Origin of the sequence: Pseudonocardia sp., from assembly GCF_035305885.1 — a bacterium.
Taxonomy (GTDB): Bacteria; Actinomycetota; Actinomycetes; order Mycobacteriales; family Pseudonocardiaceae; genus Pseudonocardia.
The window spans coordinates 40,801-54,051 of the sequence record NZ_DATGOP010000118.1; the positions used below are offsets into that span (position 1 = coordinate 40,801).

The following is a 13,251-nucleotide window of genomic DNA, read 5'->3' on the forward strand; positions in this document are numbered from 1 at the left end:
TCAGAACGCCATCGCCTGCGCGCGCCGCTTGACCTCGCGGTGCCGCCCGGCGCGCAGGGACTGCACCGGGGTGCCCGGCAGCGAGTCGTCCTCCGCGAAGAGCCACCGCAGGATGTCCGCGTCCGCATAGCCGCCGTCGCGCAGGACCGTGATGGTGCCCGGCAGGCCCTTGATCACCGAGCCGTCGTCGCCCAGGAAATCGGACGGGATGACGACCTCTCCCTCGCGGCGGAACGACAGCAGGTAGCCGTCGCGGACGAGCTGGTGCACCCGGGACACCGGCTGCCCCAGCCGCTGTGCGACCTCCGCGACGGGCAGGGCGGCGATGTCCTCGGACAGCCCGACAACCTCGTTCACGGGGCGATACGATGCCACAGGCGCGCCGCCCGGGAGAAGCGCCAAACGCACCCGGTACCGTCATCGCGTGAACGCCCCGCCTGCCGCGCTCCTCGACGCGCGATACCGGGTGGGCCCGCTCATCGCCCGCGGTGGGATGTCCACGGTCTACCGGGGCACCGACACGCGGCTCGACCGACCGGTCGCCATCAAGGTGATGGACCCGCGGCTGGCGGTCGACCCCGCGTTCCGCGGACGGCTCGAGCGCGAGGCCCGCTCGGCGGCGCGCATCGACCACCCCGCCGTCGTCGACGTGTACGACCAGGGCCAGGCGCCCACCGTCGCGGGTACCGGGTTACCCGGGGACGGGCCGCTGCTGTTCCTCGTCATGGAGCTGGTGGAGGGCGGTACGCTGCGCGACGTCCTGCGCACGCGGGGCGCCGTCGGGGTGCCCGCCGCGTTCGCCGTGATGGAGCGGGTGCTCTCCGGCCTCGCGGCCGCCCACCGGATCGGGCTGGTGCATCGCGACGTCAAGCCGGAGAACGTGCTGATCAGCCGCACCGGCGAGGTCAAGGTCGCCGACTTCGGCCTGGTCACCGCGAGCGCGCGGGCGGGGGCCACCACCGCCGGGATGATCATGGGGACGGTCGCGTACCTGTCCCCCGAGCAGGTCGCCACCGGCGACGCCGACCCGCGCAGCGACGTCTACTCGGCCGGCATCGTCTTCTACGAGCTGCTCACCGGCGCGCCGCCGTACCACGGCGACACCGCGCTCTCGGTGGCCTACCAGCACGTCAACTCGGACGTTCCGCCGCCGTCGGAGATCGCCGGCGACGTGCCGCCCGAGCTCGACGAGCTCGTCCTGCGCGCCACCCGCCGCGACCCCGCCCAGCGGCCCGCCGACGCGAGCGCGATGCTCGCCGAGCTGCACCGGGTGGCCGCGCTGCTGGAGGTCCCCCGCGTGCCGCCGCCGGTGCCGCCGCCGCGCCCGATCGAGGAGCAGGACACGGTGCCCGCGGCGCCCCAGCGGCTCACGCCGGGCCCCACCGCGCACCCGGCAGCCCCCGCGGCCCAGGGCCCGCGCGGCACCCGCGCCCTGCCGCGCCCGGAGCACGACACGCCGCCGCACGTGCGGCTGCGCAGGCGGAGCCGCCGGGCCTTCGCGGCGTGGACGGCCGTGGTCGTGGTCCTGGCGGTGCTGGTCGGCGTCGGGGCGTGGTGGCTCGGCAGCGGGCGCTGGACCGAGGTACCGAGCATCGTCGGGTTGGACGCGGCGGCGGCGCAGCGGCTGCTCACCGACTCCGACCTGGTCGCGCGGGTGGTGGAGGCCTACGACGACGAGGTCGCCGACGGGATCGTCAGCGCCACCGAGCCGGCGCCCAGGGCCCAGCTGCTGCGCGGCAGCACGGTGGTGGTCACGGTGTCCGCGGGCCGCCCCACCGTGCCCGAGATCGCGCCGGGCACGCCCCTGGCCGATGCCGAACGCGCGCTGCGCGAGGCGGGCCTCACCCCCGTCCACGGGCCGGACGACACCGACGACAGCGACTCGGTGCCCGAGGGCGCCGTGCTGCGCACCGAGCCGGACGCCGGCACCGAGCTGCGCGTCGGCGGGCGGGTGACGCTCGTGGTGAGCAGCGGCAAGTCCGACACCGTGCGGGTGCCCGACCTGATCGGCAAGGACTTCGACGACGCCGAGGACATCCTCGACGAGCTGGACCTGGACGCGAAGGGCCGCAGCGCGATCCCGTTCCTCGGGCGCCGCGACGGGCGCGTGGTCGACCAGAGCCCGCGCGCGGGCACCACGGTCGAGCGGGGCACCACGGTCACGCTCACGACCGTCTGACGGGCCTGCTGGAGGGTGCGGGGCCGCTCCTCGCCGGCGGGCGGCTTTCCGACGAGCGGCGCGTTCGTCGGATGGGTTGCGACGAACCCGCCGTTCGCCGGTATCCCACGGGCTGCTAGCCCCGGAGCATCTCCGCCACGAGGAAGGCCAGCTCGAGCGACTGCTGCGTGTTCAGCCGCGGGTCGCAGGCGGTCTCGTACCGGCCGGCGAGGTCGGCGTCGGAGATCTCCTGCGCGCCGCCGAGGCACTCGGTGACGTCCTCGCCGGTGACCTCGACGTGGATGCCGCCCGGGTGGGTGCCCAGGGCGCGGTGCACCTCGAAGAAGCCCTGCACCTCGTCGACGATCCGGTCGAAGTGGCGGGTCTTGTAGCCGGTGGTGGACTCGTGGGTGTTGCCGTGCATCGGGTCGCACTGCCAGATGACCTTGTGCCCCGACGCCTCGACCTTCTCCACGATCCCCGGCAGCACGTCGCGCACGCGCCCGTTGCCCATGCGGCTCACGAGCGTGAGCCGGCCGGGGGTGGCGTTCGGGTCGAGCCGCTCGACGTACTCGACGGCCTGCTCGGGCGTGGTGGTCGGCCCGATCTTGAGCCCGATCGGGTTGGACAGCAGCTCGGCGAACGCGATGTGGGCGCCGTCGAGCTGGCGGGTGCGCTCCCCGATCCACAGGAAGTGCGCCGACAGGTCGTACAGCCGCGGCTCGCCGTGGCTGGTGTCCAGGCGCAGCATCGCGCGCTCGTAGTCGATGAGCAGCGCCTCGTGGCTGGCGTAGAACTCGACGCTGTGCAGGTTGTGGTCGTCGACCCCGCACGCCCGCATGAAGCTCAGCGCGCGCTCGATCTCGGTGGCGATGTCCTCGAACCGCTCCCCCGCCGGCGAGGTGCGCACGAAGTCCTTGTTCCAGTCGTGCACCATCGTCAGGTCGGCCATGCCGGTGGCCGTGAGCGCCCGGACCAGGTTCATCGCGGCGCCCGCGTTGGCGTAGGCGCGCACCATCCGCGACGGGTCGGGCACCCGCGCCTCGGGCGTGGGGTGCAGCGAGTTGACGATGTCGCCGCGGTAGGACGGCAGGCCCAGCGCGTCGATCGGGGAGCTGCGCGGCTTGGCGTACTGGCCCGCGATCCGGCCGACCTTCACCACCGGCATCGACGCGCCGTAGGTCAGCGCGACCGCCATCTGCAGCAGCGTGCGGATGGTGGAGCGGATGTGCGGCTCGGTGTTGTCGATGAACGTCTCGGCGCAGTCGCCTCCCTGCAGGAGGAACGCCTCGCCCCGTGCGACCGCGGCCAGGCGCTCCTGCAGCCGGTCGACCTCCGGCGGGAGCGTGACGGGCGGCACGCTCTCCAGGACGGCCCGGACGTGGGCGACCTGCTCCGGGTCGGGCCACTCCGGCTGCTGCGCCGCGGGACGAGCGAGCGCGTCGTCGAGGCGAGCCCGCAGGTCAGCGGGCAGCGGCGGCAACTCGGGGAGCACCTCGACCGGTGCGTCGACCGTCCAGTTCACGGTGTCCAAGGGTAGGCCGTGGGCCTGCGAGCACCCGCGCCGGATCCCGGGCGGCCGGCTTCGGCGCACTGATCACCCATTCGGCCCGATTCCGGAGTGGACGGTTGCGGGCACAGAGTCGTCATGGCAACCCTTTTGTGGATCCTGGCAGTGATCCTCGTCGTCGCAGGCGTCTTCGCGATCCTCCGGCGGCAGCTGATCTGGGGGATCGTGCTCATCATCGTCGGCCTGCTGGTGGGGCCCGGCGGCGTGAGCATCTTCGTTTGACCGGTCCCTTCAACCCGTCCGTGATCCGCCGCGGCGGTGGTCGCCCTCGTCTGCGCACCGTCGCCGGCGGCGGTGCGCTCAGCGGGCGGCCACCGCCGCTTCGATCGCCTCCCACCGGCGCCGGTTCAGCCGCGCGTCGGCGAGCGCGTCGTGCGCGTCCGCGGTGGGCGGCGGGAGCGGCGGCCTACCCGCCTCCTCCCACCGCTGCCGCAGCTCGCGCGTGAACCGGGGCAGCGCCCGGGGCAGCGCGGGCATGGCACCCCACAGCTGGCAGAGCGCCACGTGGTCGTAGGCCGCGATCCAGGCCCACAGCTCCACCTCCCCGGGCGCCGAGGTGAGGAACTCCAGGAGCTCGGTGCGCAGCTGGACGCGCGACCGCCACGCCGGGTCGGCCGGTGACGGCAGCTTCGGCAGCACGTTGGCGCGGACCCACGGCCCGGCCCGCTCGGGGTCGAACTCGGTGGAGACCGCGTAGAACTCGCGCCCGTCCTCCCCGACCACGCCGATCGACACCAGGTCGATCGTCGTCCCGTCCTCGATGAACTCGCAGTCGTAGAAGAACCGCACGTCGGAAGGGTAGTTGACGATGGCGCCCCTGCGGGCGCCCCTCGTCGTCAGCGGTCCTCGTCGTCGTCCTCGTCCCCGGCCTCGTTCTCGTCGCGGTCGCGGTCCTCGTCGTCGTCCTCGTCGGCGGGCGGGTCGCTCGCGCCCGGGTCGGCCGCCACGACGGGCCCGCTCTGCGTGGGCGGCTGCCCCTCCTCCGGCGGCTCCCCCGTCGGTTCCGCGCCCCCGGTGGAGGGCGCGTTCACGGTCGCCGCGGGCGGGGGCGGCGAGGCGGGCTCCTGCGCCCTGGTCGTCGGCCGCGGCCGCTGGGTGGGCCTCGCCGCGGGCTTGCGCTCCGGCTCGGGCTCCGGTTCGGGCGTGGCCTCCGGGGTGGGGGACGGCTCGGGCGCGGCCTCGGCCGGCGGGGCGGGCGCCGCGGTGGTGGCGGTCGGCCACGGCTGGTTCAGCCCGGTGAAGCCCTGGCGCGCGGACGTGGGCCCCTGCAGCCAGGACGCCACCGTGGTCGTCGCCGCGATGACCACGACGGCGACCGCCGCGAACACCGCCCACTGCACCATGCCGGACCACCGGCGGCGCGGCGCGGGCGCGGGGCCGACCACGGCCGGGATCACGGTGGTGGGGCGGTCCTCCAGGTCCGCGACCGACGTCGCGTCCCCGTCGGGGTCCTCCCGCGGGGCTTCGTCGGCGACGGGCTTCTCGTCGTCCGCCGCGGCGGACGGGAGCAGGACGTCCTCGTGCTCCGCCCCGGCGAGCGGGTCGTCGGGGCGCAACGGATCGTCCGGCTCTCCCACACCCGACCATCGCGTCACGCCAGAACGGTATTACTCGCCCGTAACGACCTCGTGCGCGGGTGGGTGTCGGGCGCGCTAGCCGGCCCGGGTGTCCGGCAGGCGGCTCGCGTCCCGGCCGTCGGCGCTGCCGTCGCCGTCGGTGGGGATCGCGGGCTCGGTGGCGCCGAGGGCCTTCTGCCCGCTGCCGGCCGCCATCGACTTCTCCATCGCCGCCTTGGCCGCCTTCTCCTTGACCGACGCCGCGTACACGTCGACGTAGGTCTGGCCGGACAGCTCCATGAGCGCGTACATGATCTCGTCGGTCATCGAGCGCTCGATGAACCGGTCACCGGCCATCCCGGCGTAGCGGGAGAAGTCGAGCGGGGCGCCGATCTTGATGCGCACCTTGCGCGGCCGCCAGATGCGCGACCCGATCGGGTTGACCTTGTCGGTGCCGATCATGGCCACCGGGATGACCTTCACGTTGGCCTCGAGCGCCATCCGGGCCACGCCGGTCTTGCCCTTGTAGAGCCGTCCGTCGGGGGATCGGGTGCCCTCCGGGTAGATGCCCAGCAGGTTGCCCTCGCGCAGGAGCCGCACCGCGGTGTCCATCGCCGCCTGCGCCGCCGATCCGCCGGACCGGTCGATCGGCACCTGCCCCATCCCGGTGAAGAAGATCCTCTTCAGCCAACCGATGAAACCCGGTTGGATGAAGTACTCGCGCTTGGCGAGGAACGTGATGCGCCGCGGCACGAGCAGCGGCAGGAAGAACGAGTCCGCCACGGCGAGGTGATTGCTCGCCAGGATCGCCCCACCCCGCTCGGGTACGTGCTCGAGGCCCTCGATCGATGGCCGGAACAGCAGCCGCAGCAGCGGGCCGAGGAGCACATATTTGGACCACCAGTACAACACCTGGGCGTGCCCCCTCCAGCTCGACTGCGCCAGCCTACGGATCGGTAGGGAGCGTCGACAACGGGCTCGGTGCCATCGCCGCCCGAACCGGCCGTCAACTCCTCCCCTTCCCCGGTCGGATCGTGTCAGGATGGTGTCCCCGCCGCGCCGGCCCGCACCGAGGGAGGAGGCCGCGTGAACCGAGATCCCGACGAGCGCCCCCAGCCCGACGGGGCGGCGCCCGACGAGTTCGAGGCGATCGTGGCCCTCTGGCGCAGCGAGGGCGACGTACCGCAGTGGCCCGAGGACGAGGCCGAGGCGGCCGCGCTCGCCGACGACGACGACCCGCCCGCGGCGCCCGCGACGCCGCCGCGCTCCTGGTCCCCGCCCCCGCTGCCGGAGGACGAGCACTTCATCCCGCCGGAGCCGCCGCCCCTGCCGCGCCCCGGCCCGCCCGCGCTGGTCGGGCTCACGCTGATCGCCATCGGGCTGGTGCTCGTCATATCCCCCGGCTGGCTGGGCATCGCCACCCCGTACGGGCTGCCGCTCGGCCTGGTCGGGCTGGCCGCGGGCCTGGGTTGGCTGGTGCTGCGGCTGTGGCCGGACCCCCCGGACCAGCGCGACGAGGACGACGACGGCGCGGTGGTGTAACCCGGGCCCTCGCCGCCCTCGTCCGTCAGCAGCCCTTCGCGAGCTCCCGGGCCAGCTGGGCGGCGCCGACCACCGCGGCGGCCTCACCCAGCTGCGCCGTCCGGATCCGGGCCAGCGGGCGCCTGCCCGCCCCGGTCACCGACGCCGCGTAGTGCTCGCGCGCCTCGTCGAGGAACAGCGGCGCCGACACCGACACCCCACCGCCGATCACCACCAGCTCGGGGTCGAACACGTCGGCCACCAGCGCGAGGCCCTCGCCGAGCCAGCGGGCGAGCTCGTCCATCGCCGCGATCGCCACCGGGTCGCCGTCGCGCGCGGCCACGGCCACCCGCTGTCCGGTGACCCGGCCCGGATCGCCCGCCACGAGCCGGCGCAGGAGCGGCGACTTCCCCGGGTCGCGGGCGAGCAGCTCGACGGCGGTGGTGGCCAGCGCCGTGCCGCTGCAGTAGCGCTCCCAGCAGCCGTTCTTCCCGCACGGGCACGGCCTGCCGTCCGGCACGACCCGCAGGTGGCCCAGCTCCGGCGCCACCCCGAACGCCCCGCGGTACAGCTCGCCGTCGATCAGCAAGGCCGAGCCGATGCCGGTGCCGAGCGCCACGAACACGACCGTGCCCGCCCCGGAGGCGGCCCCGAAGTGCCGCTCCGCGAGCGCCGCCGCGTTCGCGTCGTGCTCGACGACGACCGGCAGGCCGATCCGCTTGGCGATCCGGTCGGCGACCGGCACGTCCCGCCACGACAGGTGGGGTGCGAACCGCACGCCCCGCCGGTCCGGCGTCACGAAACCGGCGAGCGCGAGCCCCACCGCCCCGATCTCGTGGCGCGCTGCGAGCTCACCGATCACGCCCGCGAGCGCCGCCTCCAGCGCCGCGTCGCTGCGCGGCGTCGGGGTGCGCGCGGTGTCGTGGACGTTGCCATCGGCGTCCACGACACCGGCCCGCACGCTGGTCCCGCCGACGTCGACGCCGATGGTCAGCTCCGTCACGAGTTCACCGTCACGACTTCACCATCACGTAGTCACCGTCACGAGGTCCGCCGTTCGACCGGGATCCGTTGGACGCGCCGCGGAGGAGGCCGGTCCGCGGCCGGGTCCGGTTCCGCACCACTCGCAGTCCCCCCTTCTGCGCCCTCCAGGAGCGCGGTCCGCAGCACGGCCACGAGCCCCGCCGCGTGCTCGGCCAGTCGCACCGCGAGCTCGGGGCGTTCCCCGCGCAGCGCGGCGATGATCGCGCACACCGGGCACGACGCGCACGCCTCGGGGGCGTCGGTCACCGGCCCGGCGCGCAGCCGGGCGAGCACCGGGTCGACCCGGTCGAGCGCGGCGAGGGCGAGGACGCGCAGCTCCTCCCCGATCCCCTCGTGGCCGCCGCAGCCGCCGGGCCCCGTCACCGGAGCCAGACCGCCGGGTCGGGCACGAACGCCACCGACAGCTCGTCGCCCGCCACCTGGGCGCCGGTGACCTCGCAGCGGCGCAGCACGGGCGGCAGGGCGATCATCCGGCGCGTGCCGCCGGTGGTGACGGCGAGGTCGTCGTCGAGCCGCACCAGCTCCACGGGCCCGCTCGCCACCCCGGGCAGGCGCAGCACCAGCTCGAACGCCGAGTCCAGCGACGTGCCGCTGCCCGCGGTGCGGTTCACCTGCAGCAGCGGCGCGGCGGGCGGGCCGGGCGGGGCCGCGGGGTCGTCGTCGCCGTAGAGGCCGCTCGCGAGCTCGCGCAGCGCGGCCAGCCCGATCGGCTCGGCCGCCGTGTGCCCGACCACCCGCAGCGGCACCGGCAGCGCCTTCAGCTCGGCGAGCACCGCGCTCTGCTCCGCGTGCCGCTCGCGCAGCCAACGGCCCGCGGGCCCGCGCAGCGACGACGGCGCCTCCGGCACGAGCCGGTTCGCGACGAGGGCGTCCACCCGCAGGCCGTGCAGCGCGAGCGCGGTGAGCGTGCGGCGGGTCTCGGCGGCGACCACCCGCTCCGGGGTGAGCACGAGCCGGATCGAGGTCGTGTCCTGGTCGGCGAGCAGCCCGCGCAGGCCCTGCAGCTGCTCGGCGAGCCCGTCCAGCGCGGCGATGGCCCGCTCCCACGCGGGCTCGCTGCCCCGGCGGCCGGCGAACCCGCTGATCAGGCCGCGAACCGCCCGCCGGTGGGCGGGGAACAGCCGCTCCAGGTAGGTCGAGAGCGCCTCCGGGAGTCCGAGCAGCCGCAGCGTCTCCGCGGTGGGCCCGCAGTCGACGACGACGACCTCCCACAGCCCGCTCTCGGCGAGCCTGCGCACCTCGCCGAGGGCGAGCAGGTCCTCCACCCCGGGCACGACGGTGAGCTCGTCGGCCACCAACTCGTCGACGCCCGCACCGGCCAGCAGCGTTCCGAGGTGGTCCTGCAGGCGCGCCCACGCACCGTCCACCAGCGCCCGCGTGTCGACGTGCGCCGCCGACAGCCCCGGGTCGAGCTCGGTGGGCTCGGCGCCCAGCTCGGCCTCGAACGCGTCGCCCAGCGAGTGCGCGGGGTCGGTCGAGACCGCCAGCACCTTGCGCCCGGAGCGCGCGAGGAGGGCGGCGGTGGCCGCGGCGAGGGTGGTCTTGCCGACGCCTCCCTTGCCGGTGAACAGGACGACGCGCACGACGCGGAAGGGTAATCGCGGGATCAGGTCGGACCTGTCGGCGGGGCCGTCACGAGAGGCTCTCGACCCGCCGCTTGAGCCCTTTGAGCGCGGTGTCGATGATCACCTTCTCCGCCTTGCGGCGCAGCATGCCGATCATCGGGATGTTCAGGTCGACGGCGAGCGAGTAGGTCACCGTGGTCCCCTCCGGGGCCTCGGCGAGCGTGTACGAGCCGTTCTGCGCCTTCTGGATCTGCCCCTTCACGAGCGTCCAGCTCACCGACCGGCCGCCCGGGTCCCAGGTGTAGTCGAGGGTGTAGGAGTCCTTGATCGGGCCCGCGTCCATCGTGAACCTGACCCGCTGCGCCCGCCCGTCCTCGCCGCTGCTCAGCACCTCGACGCTCTTCACCTGCTCGGCCCACTCGGGGTAGGCGCGGAAGTCGGCGATCACGTCCATCACGCGCTCCGGTGGGGCGGCGATGGTGATCGATGAGGTCGTCGCGTCGGCCATGGCGGGCACGTTACTGGGCCTCACCAGCGGAGCACGTACGGAGTGCCGGTGGCGCGGAAGTGCCCGACGTTGACGCACTCGGTTCGGCCGACGCGCACCCGCGGCGCGAGCGGCTGGTGGACGTGCCCGAAGAGCGCGGCGCGGGGCCGGTCGCGCTGGATCACGTCGAGCAGCTCCGGCGAGGACGCCTCGGCCCGCCGGGTGACGACGTCGTAGGCGAGCTCCGGCACGGCGGGCGGGGTGTGGCTGCAGAGCACGTCGACGCGGTCGAGGGCCTTGACCGCCGCGGCGTACTCGTCCGCGGGCAACAGGTGCGGCGTCCAGGGGCCGCTCGCGCGCCGCTCGACGCCGGGCGGGAGCGGCACCCCGCCCACGAACCCGAACCGCAGGCCGCCGATCTCGAGCACCTGCCCGTCGGCGAGCGTGAGCCCCGGTCGGGCGTAGCGCGGCCACAGCCGCGGCATGTCGACGTTGCCGGGGATCGCATACGTCGGAGCGGTGAGCGCGCCGAACAGGCGGTCGTACTGCTCCAGGACGGCCTCCTCCACCACGGCGGGCGCGTCGGGGATCCGCGCCCACGCGTCGCGGATGAAGCGGATCAGCTCGTCGCGCCCGCCCGTGCGGCGCAGCCGGGCGAACTCCGCGCTCACCTCGGGGCCGAGCACCCGCCCGAGGATCCCCGACTCGGGGTCGCGGTAGTCGACGTAGTGGACGAGATCGCCCAGCACGATGAGCGCGTCGGCCCCGTCGCCCGCCCGCGCGAGCGCCTCGGCGGCGCCGTGCACGTCGGAGACCACGTGCACGCGCATGCAGATCACGCTACCTCGCGGGCGGCTCCCCCGGCTCGCGACCCGCCTCGAGCCGGTCCTTGCTGGCGAACGCGATCGCCTTGGCGGCCCGCTGGCGCCGGGCGGTCTCCGCCGCGGCGCGCCGCCGCGACAGCGGGCGCGGCCGCCCGTCCGGGCCCGCCGGGTCGGCGCGCAGGTAGTAGTGCAGCAGGGTGCCGTCCAGCACCGGCTCGAGCCACACCTCCATGCTGCCGACGAGCGCGCCGCCGACCGTCCACCGGATGCCCTCGACGCCGCGGTCGGCCATGACCTCGAGCTCCAGGTCGGGCCACAGCTGCGGCCACCGCGACGGCACCGCGAACTCGGCCGCCACCACCGCGGGCGGCACGGCGAGGAACGTCTCGTCCACCACATCCACCGACGGCACCGCGCCAGCGTAGTGACGCGTCCTGACGGCAGCCGCTACTGCGAGGTAGGTTTCGGGAAACGGAGCCAGTGCCGGCCAGGAGGTCCGACCGTGCGCGAGTACAGCGTCCCCGCCACGTACCACGTGGGTGACGAGGAGAACCTCCTCGACGCGGTGTACAGCAACGCCGACGAGCACGGGTCCGCGGTCGTCTACCGGCGCCAGGACGCCCCGGGCCGGTGGTCCGACATCACCTGCGCGCAGTTCGCCGAGCAGGTCGTGGCCGTGGCCCGCGGGCTCGTCGCCGCCGGCGTGCAGCCCGGCGACCGCGTGGCGCTGCTGTCGCGCACCCGCTACGAGTGGACCCTCGTCGACTACGCGATCCTGGCCGTCGGCGCGGCCACCGTGCCGATCTACGAGACCTCGTCGGCGGAGCAGATCCGCTGGATCCTGTCCGACTCCGAGGCCGTCGCCGCGGTCGTCGAGTCGGGCAAGCACACCGCGCTCGTCGACAGCGTGCGCGCCGAGTGCCCCACGGTCCGCCACGTCTGGCAGATCGAGCCGTCGGACGGCGGGCCCGGCGCCGTCGAGGCGCTCACGGCGCTGGGCGCGCAGACCCCGGCCGAGGAGGTGCGCAAGCGCAGCGCCGCCGTGCGCGCCGACGACCTCGCCACGCTGATCTACACCTCGGGCACCACCGGACGACCCAAGGGCTGCGAGCTCACCCACCGCAATCTGCTCAGCGAGGTGAAGGGCACCGTCGGCATGCTGCCCGAGCTGCTGAGCGAGCAGGGTTCGGTGCTGCTGTTCCTGCCGCTCGCGCACGTGTTCGGCAAGGTGATCCAGTGCGGCGCGCTCTACTCGCGCACGGCCGTGGGGCACACCCCCGACGTCAAGCAGCTGACCGCCGACCTCGCGTCGTTCCGGCCCACGTTCATCCTGTCCGCGCCGCGGGTGTTCGAGAAGGTCTACAACAGCGCCCGCCAGCGCGCCCACGACAGCGGCAAGGGGAAGGTCTTCGACCGCGCGGCCGAGGTGGCCATCGCCTACAGCCGCGCCCGCGACACCGGCGGGCCCGGGCTCGGGCTGCGGCTGCAGCACGCCCTGTTCGACCGGCTCGTCTACCGCAAGCTGCGCGACGTCGTCGGCGGGCGGGTGGTGGCCGCGGTGTCCGGCGCCGCGCCGCTGGGCGAGCGGCTCGGTCACTTCTTCCGCGGCATCGGCCTGCCGGTGCTGGAGGGCTACGGCCTCACCGAGACCACGGCCGGGGTCACGCTCAACACGATGAGCGCGCAGCGCATCGGCTCCGTGGGGCGGCCGGTGCCCGGCCACGCCGTGCGGATCGCCGACGACGGCGAGGTGCTGGTCAAGGGTCCCATCGTGTTCCGCCGGTACTGGAAGAACGAGGCGGCCACCGCCGAGGCGCTCACCGACGGCTGGTTCCACACCGGCGACATCGGCGAGCTCGACGACGCGGGCTTCCTGCGCATCACCGGCCGCAAGAAGGAGCTGATCGTCACCGCGGGCGGCAAGAACGTCGCCCCGGCCGTTCTGGAGGACCGGCTGCGCGCCCACCCGCTGGTGAGCCAGTGCATGGTCGTCGGCGACGGCCAGCCGTTCGTCGCCGCGCTGGTCACGATCGACTCCGAGGCCCTCCCCGGCTGGCTCGAGCGAGCGGGCAGGCCGGCCGACACCCCGATCGCCGACCTCGTCGACGACCCCGATCTGCGCGCCGAGATCGCCCGCGCGGTCGACGACGCCAACCAGGCGGTGTCGCGGGCCGAGCAGATCCGGGAGTTCCGCATCCTCCCCGTGGACTTCACCGAAGCCGGCGGGGAGATGACGCCCACGATGAAGGTGAAGCGCGCGGTCGTGGCCAAGACGTTCGCCGCGGAGATCGCGAGCATCTACAGCGGGACGAAGACCCCCGCCTGAGCCGCGGCTCGGGCGGGGGTGGTCGACGTGTCGCTCGCTCGGGACGCGGGTAGGCCCGCGGCATGGACGACCGTCGCGCCACCACCGAGCGGGCGACCGAGCCGCCGCTGCCGGGCCCCGGCCCGCAGCCCGAGCCGCCGGTCCCGCCGACTCCGCCGCCGGGGCCGGAGCCGTCGCCGCCGTTCCCCGAGCCCGAGCCG

The 13,251-nt window shown here is 74.8% G+C and carries 15 protein-coding genes; 4 read left to right on the forward strand and 11 right to left on the reverse strand.

Annotated features, from left to right (window positions below; all coding sequences use genetic code 11):
- Positions 1–357: an Rv2175c family DNA-binding protein gene (locus VKZ81_RS26590; RefSeq protein ID WP_324244428.1), complete on the reverse strand. Its 357-nt coding sequence runs from the start codon at positions 355–357 to the stop codon at positions 1–3.
- 67 nt (positions 358–424) lie between these two features.
- Here VKZ81_RS26590 and pknB point away from each other — a divergent pair, with 67 nt between their 5' ends.
- Positions 425–2,179 (forward strand): Stk1 family PASTA domain-containing Ser/Thr kinase, encoded by a 1,755-nt coding sequence (gene pknB, locus VKZ81_RS26595; RefSeq protein ID WP_324244429.1) that lies wholly within the window; start codon positions 425–427, stop codon positions 2,177–2,179.
- Positions 2,180–2,294: 115 nt separating this feature from the next.
- Here the strand turns inward: pknB and VKZ81_RS26600 are convergent, their stop codons facing one another.
- Positions 2,295–3,683 (reverse strand): class II 3-deoxy-7-phosphoheptulonate synthase, encoded by a 1,389-nt coding sequence (locus tag VKZ81_RS26600; RefSeq protein WP_324244430.1) that lies wholly within the window; start codon positions 3,681–3,683, stop codon positions 2,295–2,297.
- 123 nt (positions 3,684–3,806) lie between these two features.
- Here VKZ81_RS26600 and VKZ81_RS26605 point away from each other — a divergent pair, with 123 nt between their 5' ends.
- The gene (locus tag VKZ81_RS26605) at positions 3,807–3,950 is read left to right on the forward strand and encodes a GPGG-motif small membrane protein (RefSeq protein ID WP_324244431.1); all 144 of its coding nucleotides are present in this window, start codon (positions 3,807–3,809) and stop codon (positions 3,948–3,950) included.
- Between the two features lie 78 nt (positions 3,951–4,028).
- Here VKZ81_RS26605 and VKZ81_RS26610 read toward each other — a convergent pair whose 3' ends face one another.
- The 3 genes from VKZ81_RS26610 to VKZ81_RS26620 are packed head-to-tail and all read right to left on the reverse strand — an operon-like array spanning position 4,029 to position 6,196.
- Positions 4,029–4,517, reverse strand: coding sequence for a polyadenylate-specific 3'-exoribonuclease AS (locus VKZ81_RS26610; RefSeq protein WP_324244432.1), 489 nt, complete (start codon positions 4,515–4,517; stop codon positions 4,029–4,031).
- A gap of 47 nt (positions 4,518–4,564) precedes the next feature.
- Positions 4,565–5,323 (reverse strand): hypothetical protein, encoded by a 759-nt coding sequence (locus VKZ81_RS26615; protein WP_324244433.1) that lies wholly within the window; start codon positions 5,321–5,323, stop codon positions 4,565–4,567.
- Between the two features lie 57 nt (positions 5,324–5,380).
- Positions 5,381–6,196 (reverse strand): lysophospholipid acyltransferase family protein, encoded by an 816-nt coding sequence (locus VKZ81_RS26620; RefSeq protein ID WP_324244434.1) that lies wholly within the window; start codon positions 6,194–6,196, stop codon positions 5,381–5,383.
- Between the two features lie 174 nt (positions 6,197–6,370).
- On the opposite strand from VKZ81_RS26620, the gene VKZ81_RS26625 reads away from it, so the two are divergent.
- Positions 6,371–6,826: a DUF308 domain-containing protein gene (locus VKZ81_RS26625; RefSeq protein WP_324244435.1), complete on the forward strand. Its 456-nt coding sequence runs from the start codon at positions 6,371–6,373 to the stop codon at positions 6,824–6,826.
- A gap of 25 nt (positions 6,827–6,851) precedes the next feature.
- Here VKZ81_RS26625 and VKZ81_RS26630 read toward each other — a convergent pair whose 3' ends face one another.
- From VKZ81_RS26630 to VKZ81_RS26655, 6 genes are read right to left on the reverse strand one after another with little or no spacing between them, the layout of a single operon-like run.
- On the reverse strand, positions 6,852–7,808 hold the full coding sequence (locus VKZ81_RS26630; protein WP_324244436.1) for an ROK family glucokinase: 957 nt from the start codon (positions 7,806–7,808) through the stop codon (positions 6,852–6,854).
- Positions 7,809–7,846: 38 nt separating this feature from the next.
- The gene (locus VKZ81_RS26635; protein ID WP_324244437.1) at positions 7,847–8,212 is read right to left on the reverse strand and encodes a hypothetical protein; all 366 of its coding nucleotides are present in this window, start codon (positions 8,210–8,212) and stop codon (positions 7,847–7,849) included.
- Positions 8,209–9,432: an ArsA family ATPase gene (locus VKZ81_RS26640; RefSeq protein WP_324244438.1), complete on the reverse strand. Its 1,224-nt coding sequence runs from the start codon at positions 9,430–9,432 to the stop codon at positions 8,209–8,211. Before VKZ81_RS26640 ends, VKZ81_RS26635 begins: the two co-directional genes overlap by 4 nt.
- Positions 9,433–9,481: 49 nt before the next feature.
- Positions 9,482–9,922, reverse strand: coding sequence for an SRPBCC family protein (locus VKZ81_RS26645; protein ID WP_324244439.1), 441 nt, complete (start codon positions 9,920–9,922; stop codon positions 9,482–9,484).
- Positions 9,923–9,942: 20 nt separating this feature from the next.
- Complete coding sequence (locus tag VKZ81_RS26650) at positions 9,943–10,731, reverse strand: metallophosphoesterase family protein (RefSeq protein ID WP_324244440.1); 789 nt, start codon at positions 10,729–10,731, stop codon at positions 9,943–9,945.
- Positions 10,732–10,741: 10 nt separating this feature from the next.
- The gene (locus VKZ81_RS26655) at positions 10,742–11,137 is read right to left on the reverse strand and encodes a polyketide cyclase / dehydrase and lipid transport (protein WP_324244441.1); all 396 of its coding nucleotides are present in this window, start codon (positions 11,135–11,137) and stop codon (positions 10,742–10,744) included.
- A gap of 90 nt (positions 11,138–11,227) precedes the next feature.
- On the opposite strand from VKZ81_RS26655, the gene VKZ81_RS26660 reads away from it, so the two are divergent.
- Positions 11,228–13,051 (forward strand): AMP-dependent synthetase/ligase, encoded by a 1,824-nt coding sequence (locus tag VKZ81_RS26660; protein ID WP_324244442.1) that lies wholly within the window; start codon positions 11,228–11,230, stop codon positions 13,049–13,051.
- Positions 13,052–13,251: the final 200 nt, after the last annotated feature.

Bases quoted from the DNA above. Each gene is read 5' to 3' on its own strand.
- VKZ81_RS26650 (WP_324244440.1), bottom strand. From the start codon at position 10,731: ATGCGCGTGCACGTGGTCTCCGACGTGCACGGCGCCGCCGAGGCGCTC.
- VKZ81_RS26645 (WP_324244439.1), bottom strand. From the start codon at position 9,922: ATGGCCGACGCGACGACCTCATCGATCACCATCGCCGCCCCACCGGAG.
- VKZ81_RS26605 (WP_324244431.1), top strand. From the start codon at position 3,807: ATGGCAACCCTTTTGTGGATCCTGGCAGTGATCCTCGTCGTCGCAGGC.